The sequence below is a fragment of the Flavobacterium algoris genome, from assembly GCF_048158525.1.
Classification (GTDB): Bacteria; Bacteroidota; Bacteroidia; order Flavobacteriales; family Flavobacteriaceae; genus Flavobacterium; species Flavobacterium algoris.
Window position 1 is genome coordinate 48,760 of the sequence record NZ_JBLNKT010000009.1, and the last position, 22,334, is coordinate 71,093.

Annotated in this window: 22 protein-coding genes; 12 read left to right on the top strand and 10 right to left on the bottom strand. The window is 34.6% G+C overall.

Annotation, left to right across the window (positions count from 1 at the left end):
* Positions 1-16: 16 nt before the first annotated feature.
* Complete coding sequence (locus tag ACM55I_RS06985) at positions 17-1,774, top strand: BatD family protein (protein ID WP_416846043.1); 1,758 nt, start codon at positions 17-19, stop codon at positions 1,772-1,774.
* A 127-nt stretch (positions 1,775-1,901) separates the two neighbouring features.
* A complete protein-coding gene (locus tag ACM55I_RS06990) occupies positions 1,902-2,645 on the top strand; it encodes a tetratricopeptide repeat protein (protein WP_416846045.1) in 744 nt (247 codons plus the stop codon).
* Between the two features lie 124 nt (positions 2,646-2,769).
* On the opposite strand, the gene ACM55I_RS06995 is transcribed toward ACM55I_RS06990, so the two are convergent.
* Entirely contained in the window at positions 2,770-3,279 is a 510-nt protein-coding gene (locus ACM55I_RS06995; protein ID WP_416846046.1) for a CvpA family protein, read from the bottom strand.
* A gap of 151 nt (positions 3,280-3,430) precedes the next feature.
* On the opposite strand from ACM55I_RS06995, the gene ACM55I_RS07000 reads away from it, so the two are divergent.
* The 3 genes from ACM55I_RS07000 (at position 3,431) to ACM55I_RS07010 (ending at position 5,488) form a co-directional block, all read left to right on the top strand.
* Entirely contained in the window at positions 3,431-3,787 is a 357-nt protein-coding gene (locus ACM55I_RS07000) for a hypothetical protein (RefSeq protein ID WP_416846047.1), read from the top strand.
* Between the two features lie 101 nt (positions 3,788-3,888).
* Positions 3,889-4,908 carry a phenylalanine--tRNA ligase subunit alpha gene (pheS, locus tag ACM55I_RS07005; protein ID WP_416846048.1) on the top strand — a complete coding sequence of 340 codons (1,020 nt, stop codon included), beginning with the start codon at positions 3,889-3,891 and terminating at the stop codon, positions 4,906-4,908.
* Between the two features lie 172 nt (positions 4,909-5,080).
* On the top strand, positions 5,081-5,488 hold the full coding sequence (locus tag ACM55I_RS07010; protein WP_416846049.1) for a hypothetical protein: 408 nt from the start codon (positions 5,081-5,083) through the stop codon (positions 5,486-5,488).
* Positions 5,489-5,611: 123 nt separating this feature from the next.
* Here ACM55I_RS07010 and ACM55I_RS07015 read toward each other — a convergent pair whose 3' ends face one another.
* From ACM55I_RS07015 to ACM55I_RS07025, 3 genes are all read right to left on the bottom strand, one after another.
* Positions 5,612-6,607 (bottom strand): NAD(P)H-dependent glycerol-3-phosphate dehydrogenase, encoded by a 996-nt coding sequence (locus ACM55I_RS07015; RefSeq protein WP_416846050.1) that lies wholly within the window; start codon positions 6,605-6,607, stop codon positions 5,612-5,614.
* Positions 6,608-6,925: 318 nt separating this feature from the next.
* The gene (locus tag ACM55I_RS07020; protein WP_416846052.1) at positions 6,926-8,089 is read right to left on the bottom strand and encodes an iron-containing alcohol dehydrogenase; all 1,164 of its coding nucleotides are present in this window, start codon (positions 8,087-8,089) and stop codon (positions 6,926-6,928) included.
* Positions 8,090-8,092: 3 nt separating this feature from the next.
* Positions 8,093-8,857, bottom strand: coding sequence for a type 1 glutamine amidotransferase domain-containing protein (locus tag ACM55I_RS07025; RefSeq protein WP_416846053.1), 765 nt, complete (start codon positions 8,855-8,857; stop codon positions 8,093-8,095).
* An 86-nt stretch (positions 8,858-8,943) separates the two neighbouring features.
* Between ACM55I_RS07025 and ACM55I_RS07030 the strand changes: the two genes are divergently transcribed.
* Positions 8,944-9,840, top strand: a complete 897-nt coding sequence (locus tag ACM55I_RS07030; RefSeq protein ID WP_416846054.1) for a LysR family transcriptional regulator — start codon at positions 8,944-8,946, stop codon at positions 9,838-9,840.
* Here the strand turns inward: ACM55I_RS07030 and nadD are convergent, their stop codons facing one another.
* The 4 genes from nadD to ACM55I_RS07050 form a co-directional block, all read right to left on the bottom strand.
* Entirely contained in the window at positions 9,841-10,422 is a 582-nt protein-coding gene (gene nadD / locus ACM55I_RS07035) for a nicotinate (nicotinamide) nucleotide adenylyltransferase (RefSeq protein WP_416846055.1), read from the bottom strand. It abuts the gene before it with no gap.
* A 77-nt stretch (positions 10,423-10,499) separates the two neighbouring features.
* Entirely contained in the window at positions 10,500-11,072 is a 573-nt protein-coding gene (gmk, locus tag ACM55I_RS07040) for a guanylate kinase (protein WP_416846057.1), read from the bottom strand.
* A gap of 119 nt (positions 11,073-11,191) precedes the next feature.
* Complete coding sequence (locus ACM55I_RS07045; protein WP_416846058.1) at positions 11,192-12,052, bottom strand: YicC/YloC family endoribonuclease; 861 nt, start codon at positions 12,050-12,052, stop codon at positions 11,192-11,194.
* A 95-nt stretch (positions 12,053-12,147) separates the two neighbouring features.
* Positions 12,148-12,498, bottom strand: a complete 351-nt coding sequence (locus ACM55I_RS07050) for an arsenate reductase family protein (RefSeq protein ID WP_416846059.1) — start codon at positions 12,496-12,498, stop codon at positions 12,148-12,150.
* Positions 12,499-12,573: 75 nt separating this feature from the next.
* Here ACM55I_RS07050 and ACM55I_RS07055 point away from each other — a divergent pair, with 75 nt between their 5' ends.
* Positions 12,574-13,029, top strand: a complete 456-nt coding sequence (locus tag ACM55I_RS07055) for a DinB family protein (RefSeq protein WP_416846061.1) — start codon at positions 12,574-12,576, stop codon at positions 13,027-13,029.
* A 101-nt stretch (positions 13,030-13,130) separates the two neighbouring features.
* Here ACM55I_RS07055 and ACM55I_RS07060 read toward each other — a convergent pair whose 3' ends face one another.
* On the bottom strand, positions 13,131-13,874 hold the full coding sequence (locus ACM55I_RS07060; protein ID WP_416846062.1) for a DUF3298 and DUF4163 domain-containing protein: 744 nt from the start codon (positions 13,872-13,874) through the stop codon (positions 13,131-13,133).
* A gap of 183 nt (positions 13,875-14,057) precedes the next feature.
* On the opposite strand from ACM55I_RS07060, the gene ACM55I_RS07065 reads away from it, so the two are divergent.
* Positions 14,058-15,203, top strand: a complete 1,146-nt coding sequence (locus ACM55I_RS07065; protein ID WP_416846064.1) for a cystathionine gamma-synthase — start codon at positions 14,058-14,060, stop codon at positions 15,201-15,203.
* Positions 15,204-15,278: 75 nt separating this feature from the next.
* On the opposite strand, the gene ACM55I_RS07070 is transcribed toward ACM55I_RS07065, so the two are convergent.
* Positions 15,279-16,082, bottom strand: a complete 804-nt coding sequence (locus ACM55I_RS07070; protein ID WP_416846065.1) for a THC0290_0291 family protein — start codon at positions 16,080-16,082, stop codon at positions 15,279-15,281.
* A gap of 277 nt (positions 16,083-16,359) precedes the next feature.
* Here ACM55I_RS07070 and gdhA point away from each other — a divergent pair, with 277 nt between their 5' ends.
* The 4 genes from gdhA to ACM55I_RS07090 all read left to right on the top strand — a co-directional run bounded on the left by gdhA (position 16,360) and on the right by ACM55I_RS07090 (position 22,310).
* On the top strand, positions 16,360-17,703 hold the full coding sequence (gene gdhA / locus ACM55I_RS07075) for an NADP-specific glutamate dehydrogenase (RefSeq protein WP_416846066.1): 1,344 nt from the start codon (positions 16,360-16,362) through the stop codon (positions 17,701-17,703).
* A 125-nt stretch (positions 17,704-17,828) separates the two neighbouring features.
* Positions 17,829-20,117 carry a type IX secretion system anionic LPS delivery protein PorZ gene (gene porZ / locus ACM55I_RS07080; protein ID WP_416846068.1) on the top strand — a complete coding sequence of 763 codons (2,289 nt, stop codon included), beginning with the start codon at positions 17,829-17,831 and terminating at the stop codon, positions 20,115-20,117.
* A gap of 53 nt (positions 20,118-20,170) precedes the next feature.
* Entirely contained in the window at positions 20,171-20,884 is a 714-nt protein-coding gene (gene recO / locus ACM55I_RS07085; protein ID WP_416846069.1) for a DNA repair protein RecO, read from the top strand.
* A 388-nt stretch (positions 20,885-21,272) separates the two neighbouring features.
* Positions 21,273-22,310: an alpha/beta hydrolase gene (locus ACM55I_RS07090; RefSeq protein ID WP_416846070.1), complete on the top strand. Its 1,038-nt coding sequence runs from the start codon at positions 21,273-21,275 to the stop codon at positions 22,308-22,310.
* Positions 22,311-22,334: the final 24 nt, after the last annotated feature.

Consider the following 22,334-nt stretch of genomic DNA (forward strand, 5'->3'; position numbering starts at 1 on the left):
ATTAGATAATTTGAAAATGAAAAGATTTATAGCAGTACTAGTTTTAATGGTGTGTAGCTCACTTAGCGCTCAAGTACAATTTGAGGCGAGAGTAAGTAAAGCCACGCTAGGCTTAAACGAAAGACTTCGTATCGATTTTATAATGAATGTTGACGGGGATAACTTTAATCAACCGTCTTTTGATGGCTTTAGGATTATTGCAGGGCCAAGTCAGCAAGTGAGTCAATCATGGGTAAATGGTAAGAGTTCTTTTGAGAAAATATATTCTTATTTTCTTCTGCCAAATCAAAAAGGATCGTTAGTTATAAAGCAAGCCGCCATAGAGTACAACGGGCAAATTTATAAAACATCGCCCATAAGAATTAATGTTACCGCGGCAACGGAACAGCCTAGAGATCCAAACGATACAAGTGTTTCAGCAGATGATAATATTTATCTTGTTGCGGATATTTCTAAAACAAATCCGTATATCAACGAACCGATTACAGTTGTTTATAAACTGTATTTCAGTTATAATATTGGAATCACTAATTGGCGGGAACTCAACAAACCAAAATACAATGATTTCTGGAGTCAGAACATCGATATCAAACAGCTTGTTGCCGAAGAAGGGATGTTTAAAGGGCAAAAATACCGTTATGTGGTATTGAGAAAAACAGTTTTATATCCACAAAAATCAGGAAAATTGGCAATAGAGCCTTTGTCATTAGATATTGATGTGCAATTGCCTACAAACCGCCATGATATGTTTGGACGTGTAATTGTCACTGACGGCAGTAAAAGGGTTTCAGCGGGTACAAAAACGATTGCTGTCAAAGCACTTCCTGAAGCAGGAAAACCGGAAGATTTTTCTGGAGCTGTAGGTAATTTTGATTTTAAAGTAACACCAACAAAGACTGATTTAAAAAACGGAGAAAGCCTTGATTTAGTTGTAAGTGTAACCGGTAAAGGGAATATGAAATTGTTTAGTTTACCAAAACCAGTAGTGCCAAATGCTTTGGAAATGTATGATGCCGTTCATAACGAACAAGTAAATACGCCGCTTTCAGGGATGTCAGGAAAAATTTCGGATAGTTATACCATTATCCCGCAATACAAAGGGAATTATCCAATAAAACCATTACAGTTTTCTTATTTTGATTTGGGTTCAGGAACGTACAAGACTATTAATTCAAAAGAAATAATGATTAATGTACTGGATGGTCCTTTAGCTTCGGATGCAACTACTGCTTCAAATTCAGGTGAGAATAAGAATAAAATAGCAAACGTAGAACAATTCAAATTCATCAAGTTGAAAAGCAATCTTTTGAACAGGAATAAAAAAGATTTCTTTGGGTCTAATTTATTTTATGGATTACTATTTTTCCCGTTTCTATTATTGCCTTTAATCGTATTATTCAAAAAGAAAAAAGAAGCTATTGATGGCGATATTACCGGAAACAGAATCCGAATGAATAATAGATTGGCAAAGAAATATTTATCGGAAGCCAAAAAGCAAATCAACAACAAAGAACTGTTTTATATTGCACTTGAAAAAGCGATGCATAATTTCCTGAAAGCTAAATTACATATTGAGACTTCAGAAATGAGCAAAGATAATATTCAGGAATTCTTGTTGTCTAGAAATGCTAATCCAGAAGCGGTGAATGATTTTATCGCACTTACGGAGAACTGTGAAGTAGCCAGATATGCACCATCATCAAGTGTTACGATACAACAGGATTTTGATAAAGCGGTAGCGATAATCTCCGAATTAGAAAAACAGATTACTTAAATAACTATTTAAAACAAACACTAAGACACAACGCAGATTGAACTAATTATTGAGTAACTAACTTAGCGTCTTTGTGCCTTCCTGGCGAAAAAAATGAAGTAGTGCCTTTGGCTAAATAAAAATAGAAATGAAAAATATAGTATACATACTCTTACTTTCCACCCAAGTTTTCTTTGCTCAAAATGGCTTTGAAAAAGGAAATTCTTTTTACGAAAAAGGAAAATATGAGGAAGCGGTTACAGCTTACGAAAGTGTCTTGAAAGACAACAAATATTCGTCTGAATTGTATTTTAATTTAGGAAATGCCTATTATAAATTAAATAAAGTAGCGCCTTCCATTTATAATTATGAAAAAGCATTGGTGCTCAATCCAAATGATAGCGAAAGTATCAACAACTTAAAATTCGCTCAAAAAAGAACTATTGATGAAATTAAAGTAATTCCAAAAGTTGGTTTTGGGAAACTAGTCAGAGATTTCACGGGAATTTATCATTACAATACCTGGGCTTGGATTTCAGTGAGTCTTGCAGCCGCATTTTTATTATTTTTTATTGGATATTATTTTTCACAGATTACGGTCTCCAAGCGGATTTTCTTTTTTGGAATGTTTGTGCTTATTTTCTTTATTCTTATTAGTGTTTCGTCAGCAATTTTCGAAAAAAGCCATTTTGATAATGAGAAACCGGCTATTATTTTTGCTGAAATTACTGAAGTAAAAAGTGAGCCGCAAAAAGCGGGTTCCGCTATTTTTGTACTGCACGAAGGAACAAAAATTTTTGTAAAGGAAACATTAGAAAATTGGAAAAAAGTGCAATTAACTGATGGAACTGAAGGCTGGATTGAGAGTAGCGCTATAAAGGAAGTGAAATAATAGTATTCAGTGTTCAGTCGCGGTATTCCGTTTTGAAGACTTAAATTGAAGGTCGTATTAGTAGCTTTAGCATGTATTTATAGAGCGCTTATCGATGCTGTTAACGGAGAACTGCGACTGAATCCTATTTATTACTCTTCTTCATTCCATCGTACCATTTCTCTAACGAAGGATACATAAACTGAGCAGTTTTCTGGATGGGATTGTAAAACAGAGATTTGTCTAAGGTCTCTTTTTTGGCTATAAAATTGTGATAATTTATTTTTTCGAAAACAGCGAATACAATACCTAGTATCAAAACAGTTTTCAATACCCTAAAAAAACCACCTCCTAATTTATTTAACCAACCTAAAAAGGCTAAATCAGCTATTCCGGTAAGGAATTTACCCAATAATGATATTCCAATCACAACGAGGATAAAAGTAAGCACAAAAGCAATCACTTGAATAGTATAGGGATTCCAATGAACAAAACCTGCCAACATTCCTTTTATAAGTGAGGAAAATTTTATAGCAAAATAAATCCCTACTATTAGTGAAATTAAAGAAGCTAATTCTACAAAAAGCCCATTTCTAACACCTTTATACAAAGCAAAAGCAAGCAATGCGCCCAAAACAATATCTAAAAAACTCATAATTATAGTTTATAAAATAAAAAGTGCAAATATAAAAGAATTGTTCGGTATCAATTGCCAAATTTCAAGTTCTTATCTTTGTCAAAATAATTCGATTACTATTTTTGAAAATCTACAATCAAAAGTCGTTAATCTACAATCAAAAATAAAAATGTCAAGAGACACACAACTTAAAGAACGCTGGGAACAGCTTGTAAATATACTTTCTAATCAATTTTCTCAAGGAGAGGATTTAGATCTCGATGCTATTATTTATCTAATTGGAGTACAAGAACTCGGAAAAGTGCATAGCGAATACAAGAAAGACGAAAAACTAAACCTGATGCACATCGCGATTTGCAGGTTATTAGAGCCTTATGGCTTCTATGAATTTGAGTTTTTTGATGAAGAAGGATGGCCGCATTACAAAGTAAAAGAGGAACTCCCGCCTCTAAAATCGGGTGAACAATCGGTTTTGATGAAAGAAGCCATTGTAAATTATTTTATTGAAAGAGAACTTATTTCGTAGTTAACAGTCGCAGTCTCAGTTTTTAGAATAAATCTACTGAAAACTGAGACTGGAAACTGAAAACTTTTCCCTAAATTTGCACTCTCAATTATTGGATGAAAATGATAGACAAGATAAAAGAATATATTGGTGAAGCACAAGCTTTCTCAACGCAAAATACAGCAGATTTAGAAGCATTCCGAATTAAATTTCTTGGAAGTAAAGGGCTTTTGAAAGATCTTTTTGCTGAGTTCAAAAATGTTCCTAATGAACAAAAGAAAGAATTTGGACAAGTAATCAATTTGCTTAAAACTTCTGCTGAAGAAAAAGTAAAAACGATACAGGAAGCTTTAGAAAGTAAAGAAGAAATCAAAGGCTTTTATGGGGATTTGACGCGTTCGGCTGAACCAATAACTATTGGCTCTCGTCACCCTATTTCATTGGTAAAAAACCAAATTATTGACATCTTTTCAAACATTGGATTCAACGTTTCCGAAGGTCCGGAAATCGAAGATGACTGGCATAATTTCACCGCATTAAACTTACCGGAATACCATCCGGCGCGTGACATGCAAGACACGTTTTTCATACAAACGAATCCTGATATTTTATTGCGCACGCATACATCATCCGTCCAGGTGCGTTACATGGAAGAGAACAAACCGCCAATTCGTACTATTTCTCCGGGAAGAGTTTTTCGTAATGAGGCCGTTTCGTCCCGTTCTCACTGTATTTTTCACCAAGTGGAAGGTCTGTACATTGACAAAGACGTTTCTTTTGCCGACTTAAAACAAACACTTTTATATTTCACCAAAGAAATGTTCGGAAAATCAAAAATCCGTTTGCGTCCGTCCTATTTCCCTTTTACCGAGCCAAGCGCTGAGGTTGATATTTATTGGGGCCTGAAAACAGAAACTGATTATAGAATCACCAAAGGAACCGGTTGGTTAGAAATCATGGGTTGCGGAATGGTAGATCCAAACGTTTTGAAAAACTGTGGCATCAATCCCGACGAATACAACGGTTTTGCATTCGGAATGGGAATCGAAAGAATCGCCATGTTGTTGTATCAAATCGGTGATATCCGTATGTTTTATGAAAACGACGTTCGTTTCTTGGAACAATTCAAATCAAGCATATAGTCATTGCGAGGAACGAAGCAATCTCAAGTTATTTTGTGCTTTTAGGAGCTATTTCCAGCTGTACACTATATCTTTTTCTGTCTAAAGAAGCCAGAAAAAGGATGCCGTTTCCATCTGGGCTAGGGCATTTGGTTCTGAAGAAATCGTTAATCTTATATCTAAAATCAAAAATATGAAATCTGATATTATCATCCCCGAAGTAGAAAACGTATTCCTGGCAGCAGTTCAGGAATGGAGCGACGATTTCATGGAAAAAGTATGGTATGCCTATTTAATAAACGATAGTGATTACCTTATCGAAAGCGTGATGGTCGTTTCCAAAGCTTTTGGAACCATAGACGGCGAAATAAAAAAAACCTCTCTTTTGCGTCACGCTTTTGTAGAAGTTCCGCCCGTTTCCGTGATCAAAATAGAAATGATAGAAAAAAGTGTTGTGGCACTTAACAATGAATTTATGTTGACTTATTTCATTGGAGATAAGTTACACGACAAAAAATTTGTTTTCAAAGCGCATTCCATCCATGAGGATTTTGTTGAAGAAGTACCTATTTTATTCGTTGACGGCGTTATTGTGAGGTAATTCTATTTCGATTTCAAGCCGAATTAAAAAATAATTATAATAGCAAAGGCACTATCTTTATGTAGATTAGTGCCTTTGTTTTTTTAGACTTGAAGAAATTTTTCTATTTTTATAATGTAAGTACTAATCTAATTTATCCGTCAAAGCTTTAAAAACAGTTTTAGCGTCTTTTCCTCCGTACAGAATTTCATAAACGGCATCTATAATCGGAGTTTTGGCTCCGTACCCTTGATTGAGCTTATACGCGCTTTTTGCGGCATAATACCCTTCGGCAACCATGCTCATTTCCATCATGGCGCTTTTTACCGTGTAGCCTTTACCAATCATATTCCCGAACATTCTGTTTCTGGAGAACACAGAATAACCGGTAACCAATAAATCGCCTAAATACGCCGAATCATTAATATTACGTTTCATTTTATGGACTTTTTTGATGAATTTTTTCATCTCCCGAATCCCATTGCTCATCAACACCGACTGAAAATTGTCACCATAGCCTAAACCGTGTGCCATTCCGGCTGCAATTGCATAAATGTTTTTTAGCATGGCAGCGTATTCAGTTCCTATAATATCATCTGTAATCTTAGTTTTGATATAATTTCCAGATAAATTTTTAGCCACAATTTTAGCCTTTTTATCATCGCCACAGGCAATAGTCAGATACGACAATCGTTCCATAGCTACTTCTTCTGCATGACAAGGACCGGTAATTACGCCAATATTATAATAAGGGATTTCATATTTTACATGGAAATGTTCGCCTACTATCAAACTCGTTTCGGGAACGATACCTTTAATCGCCGAAAAAATGATTTTATCTTTCAACGAAACGGTTAATTTTTCTAATTCAGTGTCTAAAAAAGCTGATGGGATAGCAAAAATAATATAATCAGCATAAGCAACAGCCTCATTTAAATCACTGGTGAGTTTCAGTTTTTTGACATCAAATTCAACAGAGCTTAGATAATTTGGATTGTGTTTGTAGGTTTTAATGTGTTCTATAGCAGCTTCATTACGCATATACCACGAGATCTCCGAAAGATTTACACATAGCATCTTTGCAATCGCTGTTGCCCAACTTCCTCCGCCAATTACTGCAAATTTTATGTTTTCGGTCATTTTTTTATTAGATTTAATCAAAAGTACTTAAAAAAGTAGTGATTATACAAATAAAATTGGAACAAGAAATTGGCTTCCTAAGAGTTTTCAAAAGGACACTATTACTAACAAAAAAACAATTTAATTTTTGTTTTTGTTTTTTAACACAATATACATATTCAATTTGCGTTATAAGTGATTATAAATTAATCATTTAACAGTTGTAATGCATATTGAGTTAGTTAGTTTTGTTTTAGTATTTTAAAAGGCGTCTCCATTATTAAAATGAGGGCGCCTTTTTATTTATGCTGAAGTCAATCAGCATCATCATTATTTGAATTAATAACTCATTTCAACAATTGACTTCAGTTTTTCTAAAGTAATGTTTTGTTTTTCGCCCAATGCTATCCAACCTCTTTCTTCAAAGCGATTGACAATAAAATCAGCCGTATGATCAAAGGCATTGGTATAATCGGATAATTTGGTTTGCATTCCCATAGTATGGTAAAATTCTACCGTTTTATTGATGGCTTCATTAGCAATCTCATCTTCACTTCCGGTTAAATTAAAAATACGCTTCCCGTATTGTGCCAATTTTCCTTTTTTGGTTTCAAACATTACTCGGAATAAATTTGGTCCTACAACTGCCAAAGTTCTGGCATGATCAATTTCATACAAAGCCGTTAGCTCATGTCCAATCATGTGTGTGGCCCAATCAGAGGGAACTCCTTTTTGAATCAACCCGTTTAAAGCCATAGTACAACTCCACATAAAATTAGAAGCCAAAGCATAATCAGTAGGTTTTTCGACAACTTCAGGGCCAACTTGTATTAAAGTTTGCAGAATACTTTCGGCTATTCGATCTTGAAGGTATCCGTCATGTGGATAGGTTAGATATTGCTCCAAAACATGGACATAAGCATCGACGACACCATTTTGTAATTGTCTTTTTGGTAAAGAGGCGATTACCGTTGGATCACAAATGGAGAATTTTGGAAACATGGCTGAACCTCCAAAGTCTAATTTTTCCTGAGTGGCCTCAATCGTAATGACCGCACCAGAATTCATTTCGGTTCCCGTTGCAGGTAATGTTAAAACGGTTGCAAAAGGGACTACTTTTGAACCTTCTTTAAACAAGATTCTTTTTTTAAGAATATCAATTGGGTTTCCATCAAAGTGTACCGCTGCTGATATGAATTTTACTCCGTCAATTACTGATCCACCGCCTACAGCAAGAATAAAATCAATGTTTTGTTCCTTAATAATCGCAACGGCTTTCAATAATGTTTCAAAACGCGGATTGGGTTCTATTCCGCCAAATTCTACAATATCAAAACCTTTTAGGTTGTTGATTACTTGCTCGTGAATTCCATTTTTGAAAATACTTCCGCCACCATATGCCAAAAGAATTTTTGCTCCTTGTGGAACTAAAGTAGAAAGTTTTTCAATTTGACCTTTTCCAAAAATTAAATTAGTTGGGTTGTATAATTCGAAATTTAACATGTTTTATTTTTTTGAATTCAATTGGTTTAATAATTTTTCTGCAACTAGTTTGGACGAAGCCGGGTTTTGACCTGTAATCAATAAGCCATCTTCAACAGCATAAGACTGCCAGTCGCCTATTTTTGAATAAGTTGCGCCATTGGCCTGCAAAGCATCTTCTAATAAAAACGGAACTACATCAGTCAGGCCTACTGCAGCTTCTTCGGTATTAGAAAAACCGGTTACTTTTTTACCTTTCACTAAAAATTCGCCATTTATTTTTACGTCTTTCAATACCGCTGGTGAATGACAAACAAAAGCAACGGGTTTGTTATTAGTATAAAATGCTTCAATCAAAGCGCTTGAGTTTTTATCGGTCGCTAAATCCCATAACGGTCCGTGTCCTCCTGGATAGAAAACAGCATCGTAATCAGACTCTTTTACATCGGCTAATTTGTGCGTGTTTTTCAGTTTAGCCAATAGTTCCGTATCGGCATCAAATCTTTTAGTGTCTGCAGTTGCGGCTGATGGATCTTCACTTTTTGGATCAATTGGTGGCTGTCCTCCTAGTGGAGTGGCAATATCAATGACAACACCTTTATCTAATAATTCGTAATAGGGAGCCGCTAATTCTTCTGTCCAAAATCCTGTTTTCTCTCCTGTGTTACCTAATTTATCGTGACTGGTAACAACAAATAATACTTTTTTCATACCTTTTTTATTTTGTGCTGTTGCAGTGATGCAAGTTGCGGTTAATGCTATAATAAAAAACAATGCTGTTTTCTTCATTTCTAATTTACTTTATGCAAATTTAGTCTGAATATGTTATTAGTAAAAATAATTTAAATTATGTTTGTGATAAATATATTTATAGCATGGTCAATCTGGAATGGTACAGAACTTTTAAATCGGTTTACAAAAACGGAAATTTTTCATTAGCTGCCAAGGAATTATTTATTAGCCAACCTGCGGTAAGCCAACAAATATCAATGTTGGAAGCGCATGTAGGCTATAAACTTTTCAATAGAAAGTCAAAAGGCGTGGAACCAACTGAATATGCTAAGTTACTCAATAATCTGATTATAGAGGCTTTAGACCGATTGGAAAATGTGGAGAATGGTTTTCGTGCCAAAGCGTTTGATGCGAATAGATTAATTTCAATTGGAATTTCGAAACACTTGATGAGCAGTCTGGGAAGTTGTTTGATTTCTAAATTTGAATTTATTGATTTTAGTTTTCATGAAAATGATTCACTTTTTGAATTGGTAGATTCTAAAAAACTCGACTTTGCGGTAGTTACCAAACAATATGACACGTTTGACACCATTCAGAAGAAAGTGGGAGAAATCAAGCAAGTAATTGTTGGTTCTAACACTATTGATACTTCCGAATTGAAATTAAATATTAAAAAAAAGGATTTAGATGCTATCGAACATTGGTTAAATGACCAAAAATGGTTCAGTCACAATGCGCAAATTCCACATATCAAATTATTTTGGCTGTATGTTTTTAATAAAAAAAGACCTTCGATGATTCCCAATTACATCATTCCATCCGAATACGAAATGCTGGAAATAATTTCCCAAAACACCGGAATAGCAGTCGTTTGGAATTGTAATGCTAAAAGTTTAATAGAAGAAAAAAAAATCCAATTGTTGTGGAATAGCAACGAAATGCCAAATACAGAAGTATTTCTATTGTCCGGGAAAAATGAGAATCTGAGTGCTATTTTTGAGAATATTCAATTCGAATTAAAAAAAGTTTTGAGTTAATTATTTCTTGTAAAAGTTATTATGGTCAATATATTCCCAAACTTTTGATGGTAACAAAGGCTGCACATTTTTCCCTTTTTTGATATTATCCCGAATAAATGTTGACGATATTTCAACAACCGGTGCATCAATCATGTGAATTTTTGAATGGTTCTTAAACATTAGATTCTCTGCTTCGGTTGAAAGTCGAGGATAGACATAAATTTCATGATGTGCCAGAATCGCTTCGTAGTTTTTCCATTTATGTAACGACTTGAGATTGTCTTCGCCCATGATTAAGGAGAACTCGTAACTTGGAAATTTTTCCTGTAAATGAACTAAAGTGTTCACGGTATAATTAGGTTGTGATAATTTAAATTCAATATCTGAAGGTTTTATTTTAGGAAAACCCTCTGTGGCGAGATAGACCATTTGCAAGCGATGGTAATCATCGAGCAAAGTACTTTTCTTCTTCAAAGGATTGTGTGGCGTAACCACCATCCATACTTGGTCTAAATTGGCATGCTCCGCCATGTGATTGGCAATAATGAGATGCCCAACATGAATGGGGTTGAAAGTTCCGAAATAAAGACCTATTTTCATTTACCAGGGTTTTAGGTTTTTGATTTTAGATGTTGATTATAACTTAAAGCCAACACCTAAAACCTAAAGCCAATATTTTATTTCACAAAATTCTTTACCAATTGATATGCTTCTTCAAGAGCAATATCTAAATCGTAGTTTTTTATAATAACATCAAATTGTGGTGCTGTTGCTAATTCTACAGAGGCTTTTGCAATACGCATATTGATTTTGTCCTCACTTTCAGTAGAACGTTCTTTGAGTCTTCTTTTTAGTTCATCTACACTTGGCGGCTTTACAAAAACGGCTAAAGTTTCTTCCGGAAATTTATGTTTGATACGCAATCCGCCAGATACATCAATGTCGAAAATCACATTTTTTCCTTTTGCCCAAATGCGTTCTACTTCACTTTTTAAAGTTCCATAAAAATTATCGCGATAGACTTCTTCCCATTCTACAAAATCTTCGTTTTTGATGTGCATTTTAAATTCTTCCAGTGACATAAAGTAATAATCTTTTCCATTTACTTCTTCGCCACGTGCTTCACGTGTTGCTGCGGAAATAGAAAATTCAAGATTCAAATCTTCTTTGCTTAATAAATGCCTAACTATGGTAGTTTTCCCAGATCCTGATGGTGCCGAAAAAACAATTAATTTTCCTCCTGTACTCATTTTATGCTGAATTTATTTCAGTATCTATTTATGTTTTTCCTGCAAGGTTTTTTAAACCTTGTGGGTCTAATTTATTGTAGAAACTTACAAGGTTTTTTAACCTTGTAGGTTGGGACTTATTATAGAACGTTCAATACCTGTTCTTTGATTTTTTCCAATTCGTCTTTCATCTGAACGACTAATTTTTGCATTTGTGCGTGATTGGATTTAGAACCCATCGTGTTAATTTCACGTCCCATTTCCTGGGTGATGAAACCTAGCTTTCTACCATTGGCTTCGGTACCGTTTATCGTTTCAAGGAAATAATCAAGGTGATTGGTTAAACGCACTTTTTCTTCGGTGATGTCCAATTTCTCTAAGTAATAAATCAGTTCCTGCTCAAAACGATTTTCGTCAACATTGACTTTTAGTTCTGAAATTGCAGTTTGCAAACGGTCTTTTATTGCCTGAACACGTTCTGGATCCAGTGCCAAAGCTTCGGTCATGTATTGGCGAATATTACCAATTCGCAATTGAAATTCTTTTTCAAGTGACATTCCTTCATCTCTTCTAAAGGTCAAGATGTTTTGTAACGCTTCTTCGATAACGGTTTGGATTTGTACCCAGTCGTTTTCATCAATTTCATCGCGTTCTATTTTCATGGTATCCGGCATGCGAATGGCCATTTTCATTAGTTCCGTTTCATCAGCATCGGCATAGACTTCTCTCAACTGGTTGATGTATGCTTTTATGATTGGCACATTGACTTTCGTCGAAGTTTGTTCTGCTGTACTTTCGATAAAAATGGAAAAATCCACTTTTCCTCTTTCCAGTTTTAGGGCAATTTGGTTGCGTAAACCCAATTCCATTTCGCGGTACAGCGAAGGCATTCTCACATTCAAATCCAAACCTTTACTGTTTAAGGATTTTACTTCTACCGTGATTTTTTTGGTTGGTAATTGCAAAGTGGCTTTACCAAAACCCGTCATTGATTGTATCATATAATTTTCTAAAAGAGGTCAAAGATAAGGAAAACCCACCGAACCCCCAAAGAGGTGAATTACGGATGGTTTTGTTCTAATTTTGATGGTTTTGGTTAGGCCAAAGCTCTCATTACTTGCAACATGTTTTGCTGTGTATTGCCTATATAAATTTTGTCGTTGATGATAAAAACAGGACGACTTAAGAACGTATAATGCTCCAAAATGTATTTCTTGTAATCTTCTTCGGTTAACGATTTATTCTTCAAATCCATTGATTTGTACAACTGTGCTTTTTTGCTGAAAAGTGCTTCATAGCTTCCGGAAAGTTCGCGCATTTGCTCCAATTTCTGCACAGTAATTGGGTCTTGTTTGATGTCGTGAAACTTCAAGTTATGATCTTTCGGTAATGATTTTATAATTTTTCTGCAGGTATCGCAAGAAGCGAGATAATAAATTGTGTTCATATAAATAGCGATTTATTTGTGCAAAGAAAAATCATTTGAGATGGAAAATGATTAATTTTATCAAAAAAATAAAAAATGGATCAAACATTAGATGTCAATACCACAACCAGAAATATGGTTTCAAAATTTCTAACCGGATATACTTTAGAGCAACTCAATACAATTCCAGTTGGGTATAGTAACAATTTGATTTGGAATATTGGCCATATTATTGTGACACAGCAATTGTTAGTTTACAAACTTTCGGGTTTACCTATGCTGATTTCGGAGGAATTAGTCGAAAAATATAGAAACGGAACTAAACCGGAATCTATCACCACGCAGGCGGAGGTAGAAGAAATAAAGTCATTATTGTTTAAAACAATTTATCAAACCAAAGCCGATTTTGATAATAAAACTTTTAAGAATTATAATGAATATCCTACGTCAACCGGTTTTACCTTAAGAAGTGTTGAAGATGCATTGGTCTTTAATAATTTTCACGAAGGACTCCACATCGGTATTATGATGAACCTTAAAAAGTTTATTTAATAAATCATGTGTTTTAACTGCCATTATAATACACGTAAATAACAATCCTTTTATTTGAAAAACTTAAAAAGGATTGTTACAGTAAGCGAAATTAAAGACTCTTAAATAGTTATTAAATAGGCGTTCACTTCCTTGTAAGATAATAGCAATTCTTTTGGCCCATCCGCATAGGATGCCGCTTCATAGGAATTGTAATAGAGAAGCAATCCTTTATCGGTATAGAAAATATTTTGTGGCAGATAAAATTTCTCGTCCTCAAACATTAACCCAGTTGCGTTTATAGATTTGTTTTCCGGGATTTTATATTTGGCTCTGAATTTTTTTTCGGCGAAAGCCATAAAAGCATTCTTGTTTTTAAACAATTGATTGTTCGGAATATATTTTCCGGTTTCTGGATTAAAAATTAACGAACGCAATCCTTCATAGCCATGAGCGCCACCGGTAAAGGTGTAATGCTTGATTTCGATGTTCAAAATACTATCCGATTGGTATTTTACACTTCCTTCAATTTTGCCTTCCCAACCAAAAGTATCTTTCGGAAATTCTTTCTGGAGTTTTTCATAGGAATCAATAAACGAAGCTAATAATCCATTATAATTAGTGGAAGTATATGGCTTTTCGCCAAAATAAATAATCTCCTTCAATACTGAAAACACTTTTTTATTGATGCTGTCCGCAACAACGGGAACATCTTTTGCAACCGGAATTTTTACAGTTATCTGAGGACAATTTTCCTTGCAGGGCAAAGTCGTTTTTTTCTGAAAAGATTGCTCTTCAAAAGCTAATTCGTTAGAACAACGCGCCACAGAAAAAAGTAATACCGAAAAAAGGATAAAGTGTTTCATTTCAAAATTGTTAATTATATACAAAGGTATCAACTTGTGGCTTGGTTAGAATAAATTAAAAGGTAAATTTGTAAAACAATTCAGCATTTAAAGATTAAACGATAGGAAATCACAGGATTCAAAATCACAAAATAAGAAGAATGTTGATGCCGGATTCCATTAAAAAACAAATATTATCTAGATATGAAATTTAATACTAAAGTTATTCACGGTGGTCAACACCATGATCCAAGTACAGGAGCGGTTATGCCGCCGGTATATCAAACGTCAACATTTGTGCAAACAAGTCCCGGACACCCGATAAATCCGGATTATGAATACAGTAGAGCCGCAAATCCTACCAGATCAGCGCTCGAAAATGCATTGGCAAGTATTGAAAACGGAACACGAGGATTGGCTTTTTCGTCCGGATTAGCAGCCACGGATTGTATTTTACGTTCTTTCAAAGCAGGTGACGAAATCATTGCAATGGACGATTTATATGGCGGTACGTATAGAATGTTTACCCGTATTTATAAAGATTCAGGCATAAAATTCCATTTTGTGGATATGAATGACATGGAGAAATTCAAGTCATTAATCAATGAAAACACAAAATTGGTTTGGGTAGAAACTCCTACCAATCCATTGATGAAATTAGCCGACATTCAGGAGATTGCTAAAATCACCAAAGAGAAGAAGATCCTTTTTGCAGTTGACAACACTTTTGCAACACCCTATTTGCAAAAGCCTTTAGACTTAGGGGCTGATATTGTCATGCATTCGGCAACTAAATATCTTGGTGGACATTCTGATGTTATTGCAGGAGCATTGATTGTAAAAGACGAAGCTTTAGGAGAACAATTGCATTTTCAACAATTTGCGACTGGAGCGACACTTGGGCCAATGGACAGTTTCTTAGTTTTGAGAGGAATTAAAACGTTGCATTTGCGTGTAGAAAGACATTGCGAAAACGGGGGAAAAGTAGTGGAGTTCTTAAGCAACCATCCAAAAATTAAAAGGGTTTATTATCCAGGATTACCAAGCCATCCATATCATGAAATTGCTAAAAAACAAATGAGTGGTTTTGGAGGTATGGTTTCCTTCACTTTTGTTTCGGGTAAAAAAGAGGATGCGATTGACTTTCTTGAAAAGCTAAAAGTTTTCACTTTGGCCGAATCCTTAGGCGGAGTAGAATCCTTGGCAAATCACCCGGCTTTGATGACACATGCATCGATTCCCGAAGATAAACGTGCAGCAATTGGAATAACTGATGATTTGGTTCGATTGAGCGTTGGTATTGAAGACGCCGAAGATTTAATCGAAGATTTGAAACAAGCATTAGCGTAAATATATTTGAAAACAAAACCCCAATTCAAAAAATTCAGAATTGGGGTTTTTGTTTTTTATAAAGGATTGTAATTGCTATTGTAAGTAATAAATATAACCTACATTGAACCAAACCAACCAATCGTTAGCTTTGTTTTCTTTGTAAAGTGCCGGATTTGGATTTAAACCATCTACCCAATTAGAGAAATAATATTGAAACCTTAAATCAATCATTAAATCTCGTAAAGGAGTTAGTTTATAACGGGTTCCCACACTTGACACAACTGACCAAACCGATCCTCCTTCTGTAGAAAAGCCATAAGGGCGACCATCAGTAGGGGTTAAGTATTTAGGGAAAGTGGTTAACGGTGTTCCTAAAGGTCCCATTGTTGAATAAGCTTTGGCATTGTAATAACTGAATTGTCCTCCAAGACTTATGAATGGACCTAAACTACCTATTCGGGAGGTAAAATCCCGAATGCTTAATGGAAAATATTCCAGTTGCATTCCTATATTAGTTACAGCGGTACTTCCTCGCATGGCTCGTAATTGATCTGCACCAAGGGAAGTTTTACTTGGATCTACCCATTCTCCAAAATGTTTCAATTCGGTTTTGTTATACGAAAGTTCCGATCTTAATTTAAAATGGTCGTTAAAATAAGTTTCGGGAGTATAACAGTTACATTCGGCTTTATAAGAAAAATTTAGATAATGAATAATCCCAATTCCAATTCCCGTATTCCCGGAGTTTGTGTTTAAATCGTGACGTTCTCCGTAATCAGATTGAAAGGCTACAGGACCAACTATAACTCCTACTTCATGCGAAAAACCAAATTGCGCATTTGTATTATTTGAAAAGCCAAATAAAATAAATAAAGTGAGTATAGTTTGTTTGATCATCAGATGTAAATTTCAAATCTTGACAAATATATAAAAACATCAAGCATTAATTAAAAGAAACCAAAAATTAAATATAAGTAATCAAATTCTTGTTTTGTTACGAAAACTACAACGTTTTCGTAACAAATAGGAGTTCAAAAGTAGATTTCTTTATAATTGCTTAATAAAAAGATAATTCTGTTGACAAAGTTAAAAAAAAAGCTGCAATATTCGTTTAAGATGTATCTTTGTAGACACTAACGAAAACGTTTTCTTAAACGTTAATAATCTAATTATTATGTCACAAAGTATTACTACTTTTATCGAAGCGGTTGCTAAAAAAAACCCTAACGAGCCTGAATTCATGCAGGCAGTTTTAGAAGTTGCTGAAACAGTAATTCCTTTTATCGAAGAAAATAAAAAATACCTGAACAAAATGCTTTTGGAAAGAATGGTCGAGTCGGATCGAATCATTACGTTTCGTGTAACTTGGATTGATGACAAAGGAGAAATTCAAGTGAATAGAGGATATCGTATTCAGATGAATTCAGCAATTGGACCATATAAAGGAGGACTTCGTTTTCATCCTTCAGTAAATCTTAGTATTTTGAAGTTTTTGGCTTTCGAACAAACTTTCAAAAATAGCTTAACTACATTGCCTATGGGTGGTGGAAAAGGAGGAGCTGATTTTGATCCAAAAGGGAAATCAGATAATGAAGTGATGCGTTTTTGTCAAAGTTTTATGACTGAATTGTGTAAACATATTGGTGCTGATACGGATGTTCCTGCTGGAGATATAGGTGTTGGTGGAAGAGAAGTAGGATATATGTTTGGCCAATATAAAAGAATCAGAAATGAATTTACTGGTGTTTTAACCGGGAAAGGAATTTCTTTTGGAGGTTCATTGATTAGACCAGAAGCTACAGGTTATGGAGCAGTTTATTTTGCACAAAGCATGTTAGCTACAAAAGGAGATAGTTTTACAGGGAAAACTGTTGTTGTTTCCGGTTCAGGAAATGTAGCGCAATATGCTACTGAAAAAGCAACGCAATTAGGTGGGAAAGTAGTGACCATGTCAGATTCTGCAGGGTATATCTACGATGCTGATGGAATAGATGCGGAGAAACTTGCTCATGTAATGGTAATCAAAAATGAGTTAAGAGGTAGAATTAGTGATTATGTAACTAAATATCCAAACGCAAAATATGTTGCAGGAAAACGTCCTTGGGATGTAAAATGTGATATTGCATTGCCATGTGCTACTCAAAATGAATTGAATGAAGACGAAGCAAAAGCTTTGGTGGCACACGGATGTATCTGTGTTGCTGAAGGAGCTAACATGCCTACAATGCCAGATGCAGTGATTGTTTTTCAAAAAGAAAAATTATTATTTGCTCCGGGAAAAGCATCTAATGCTGGTGGAGTGGCAACTTCAGGTCTGGAAATGTCTCAAAATTCACTAAGATTAAGTTGGAGTTCTGAAGAAGTAGACGAAAGATTGAAAGGTATTATGTTGAATATTCATGCTTCTTGTGTAAAATATGGTTCTGATGCTAACGGTTATGTTGATTATGTAAAAGGAGCCAATATAGCAGGATTTGTAAAAGTAGCCGATGCTATGCTAGCTCAAGGAGTGGTATAAATCAGGTTTAATTATAATTTAAAATGCCTTCTACCGATATTAAGGATAGAAGGTGTTTTTTTTGTGTAACAAAATTCTAATACTTTCGTTTGTTCTATATTTGTAAACCAATATTCCTGCAAATAATGAAAAAGAGCGTTTTATGTTTTTTGCTTTTACTTTTTATCCAAATGGGTTTTGCCCAAAGTAATCTGTTGTGGCAAGGATATTTCTCTTACAATGAAATTAAAGATGTATCAGAATCTACAACCGCAGTTTTTGCCGCTTCAGAAAATGCCTTATTTTCTAAAAATATAGCAACAAGCCAAATTAAAACCACCAATACTATTGACGGACTTTCCGGAGAAACCATTTCGGCATTATACCATAGTGCAACATTCAATAAAACAATTGTAGGATACGAAAACGGATTGATAATAGTCATCAATGAAGCTGATGGAAGGATGCTCAATGTGGTCGACATTATCAATAAACAACTTCCTTCAAACATAAAAAAAATCAATCACTTCATGGAATTTGAAGGCATTGCATATGTTTCCTGTGATTTTGGAATTGTTCAATTCAATTTGGCTACCATGCAATTTGGTGACACCTACTTTATTGGTACAAATGGCGCTGAAATAATAGTGAACCAAACAACATTATTTAATGGATTTATTTATGCGGCTACAAATAACGGTGTAAAAAGAGCCGATATCAGCAATAAAAACTTAGTTGATTTTAGCCAGTGGGAAACAATTGCTGCTGGAAATTGGTCTGGTGTGGCAACCTTAGGTTCAGATTTGTTTGCTGTTAATACTTCAGGATATATTCATAAATACGATGCGAGTGCTAACCTGTTTATGGGATATTTAGCGCTTTCATCATCAGTTTTGGATATGAGAGCAACTGCGGGTTATTTGATACTAACAACTTTAAACAGTATTTATATTTACAACAGTCAGATGGTTTTGGTGCGCCAAATAAACACAAACCAAATTACAGCAAGCACTCCAAGTTTTAATTGTGCTACAATAATAGGCGATAGTATTTTTATTGGAACAAAAGAGGATGGATTGATTACCACTTCCATTTCTTCAGTTACGACTTTCGAAAATACGACTCCAATTGGTCCTTCACGCAATAATATATTTGCGCTTCAAGCTACATCAAATTCGCTTTGGACCGTTTATGGAGATTATACAGTTGATTACAATCCGTATGATTTAGATAGTTATGGCGTGAGTAAATTTAGCGCAACAGGATGGTTGAATATTCCGTATGAGAAAGTTTTAGGTGCTAAATCTATGACCAGAATCACGGTTAATCCCAGTAATGAAAACGAAGTGTATGTGAGTTCTTTTTTTTCAGGATTGTTGAAAATTGAAAATGATGAACCAAAAATTTTATACAATCAAACCAATAGTGGTTTAGAATCATTAACATTTGTGGGTCCAAATTATATTGATGTTCGAATAAACGGAGCTGCATTTGATAAATCCGGGAATCTTTGGGTGACCAATAGCAGAATAAAAAACGGATTAAAAGTATTGAAATCTACCGGTCAATGGCAAAGTTACCCGATGGATAATATTCTTGATTTAGCGATTGACAATAGTTTTGGAAGAATAGCAATCGATAAAAACGGAACGAAATGGCTAACCACCAATAGAGATGGTATTATTGGTTTTAACGAAAGTAATAATAAATTTAAAAAAATAACAACAGGTACTGACACTGGGAATCTGCCTATTGCTGACGTAAGAGCCGTTGCTGTAGATACCAGAAACCAACTTTGGATAGGAACCGCAAAAGGACTGCGAATTTTATCAAATGTTGGAAGTTTCTTGTCTGAAGATAAATTAACGACCAATTCCATAATTATTTTAGAAGATAACTTGGCACAAGAATTATTATACGAACAATTTATTACTGATATTGTTGTAGATGGGGCAAATAACAAATGGATTGGTACAGCAGATTCAGGTATTTTTTTAGTGTCGCCAAACGGTCAAGAAACCAAATATCATTTTACGACCACCAATTCACCTTTGCCCAGTAATGTTATAAATGACATTGATATAAATAGCGTAACAGGTGAAGTTTTTATCGCTACCGCCAAAGGGTTGGTTTCTTTCAAAGGAGTTTCGACTGCTGCCAATGATGATTTAAGCAATGCATATGTGTACCCAAATCCTGTACGACCTGAATATCAAGGAACTGTTAAAATTGCCGGGTTGCTCGATAAAGCGAATATAAAAATCACCGATATTGAAGGAAACCTAGTTTATGAAACGACTTCTGAAGGGGGAACTATAGAATGGGATACCACTGCTTTTGGGAAATACAAAGTCGCTTCAGGGGTGTATATGATTTTTATTTCGGCACAAGACGGAGTGAAAACTAAAGTTAAAAAAGTAATGATAATAAGGTAATTTAGAGGAATGAATTTTTCAATCTTTAATTTTTCAATCTTTAAATTAAAATTGTGCTCGTAAAAACCAAAGCCATCGTGATTTCGGCATTAAAATTCCAGGAAAAAAGCTTGATTGTGAAATGCTTCACCTTGTCACATGGTTTGAAATCTTATTTTGTTCGGGATGCTTTTTCTTCGAGAAAGTCCAATCAGAAAATTGCTTATTTTCAACCGTTGACCATTCTCGAAATTGAAGCGGTTCATAAGAACAAGGGTACTTTAGAAAATTTCAAGGAAATAAAAATCGATTCTCCTTTTCATTCCATTCATTCGGATATTTATAAAAGTACGATCGTGATGTTCATTTCGGAAATGCTGCACCATTCCATTCACGAAGAAGAAAAAAACGAACAGCTGTTTACTTTTTTAGAAACGGCCTTGCATTGGTTGGATAATCACGATGAAATTGCTAATTTTCATTTGATTTTATTATTGGAAATCACAAAATATTTGGGCTTTTACCCCGATATTTCTGATATTGATATGCCTTTTTTCGAAATGAACGAAGGTGTTTTTACACCCTTTCATGCCATTAGTTCGCTCACCGAACATGAAAGTAATTTGTTTAAAAAACTAATCGATTTGAAATTTGATACCAATCAAAAAACATTCCATGTGATTGAAAGACAGATTGTTTTAAGAATATTAATCGATTATTACAGTTTTCACTTGGACGGCTTTAAAAAACCAAAATCTCTGGACGTTTTGAAAGAGGTGTTTTCTTGATATTTAGTTTAAATCTTATGGTGTTCTAAAATTGATTTAGATTAATAATTTTTAATTTTCACTGTATTTAAATCAATTGAATTGGCTGCAAATATTTTTTTGTTGATTTTAATTTTATAGTTATTGGTGCTTTTAAAAGAAGCTATAATTTTTAAAATTTGATAATAATTAATTACTATATTTGATCTAATAAGTATTTATTTTGTCTTTAATCTACTAAAAATCAAAATTTTGACTAGTTCAAATCTTTTTTAAGTAAACTTGTTGATATGTTGTAAGGCACATTTTAAACGCCATATCTTAAGGATAATTTGTTACAGCAGAAGTCCCAGTTTTTTTGAATTCACTTACAAAGTATAATTATATCTTTAAATTTAAAATAGATCAAATGAAATCAAAATTAAAAAAAGTAGGAACATTATTGTTAGCAATTGCTTTCTCCAGTGAAGTGTCCGCACAAACAAAGGATGCTTCGAAGGATCCTAATATTGAAAGCAACATTAGAGGATTTCTTAAAGTGCTAAATTCGGGAACAGGCAAGCCGTTAGAGCAGTTGTCTCCTATCGAAGCGAGAAAAGTACTTGTAGATGCACAAGCGTCTATCAAGGTTGATATGTCTGGTATAACTGTTACAGATAAGATAATTGTCGAGGATGGACAAAGCATTAAAATAAATATCGTGAAGCCAGAAAATGCAAAAGGCATATTGCCAGTATTTATGTTTTTTCATGGCGGGGGTTGGGTGCTTGGAGATTTTCCTACTCATCAACGAATGGTTAGAGACTTAGTGGTAGCATCTGGTGCGGCAGCAGTGTTTGTTAATTACACTCCCTCTCCCGAAGCGCATTATCCTGTTGCCATCACCCAAGCTTATAATGCTACAAAATGGGTAGCGGAACACGGGAAAGAAATTGGGGTTGATGGTAAACGCCTAGCAGTTGCGGGAAACAGTGTTGGAGGAAACATGGCTACTGCTGTTGCATTAATGGCTAAAGATAAAAAAGGACCAGAGATTAAATTACAAGTTTTATTTTGGCCGGTAACTAATGCTAATTTTGAAACAGAGTCTTATAATTTGTTTGGTAAAGACCGATTCCTGACTAAGAATTTAATGATGTGGATGTGGGATAATTATACAACAGATCCTAAACAGCGTAAAGAAATTTATGCATCCCCTTTGCTAGCTACTACCAGCCAGTTGAAAGGATTGCCAACTGCATTAATACAAACTGCGGAAAATGATATTCTAAGAGACGAAGGAGAAGCGTATGCTCGTAAATTGGATGAAGCAGGAGTAAAAGTCACAGCAACTCGATACAATGGAATGATTCACGATTGGGGACTTTTGAATGCAATAAGTACGATTCCCGGTACAAAATCAGCTTTATTACAAGCTGCTGCGGAATTAAAAAATGCGCTTAAATAGTTTAGCTTTTACACGAATAACTCA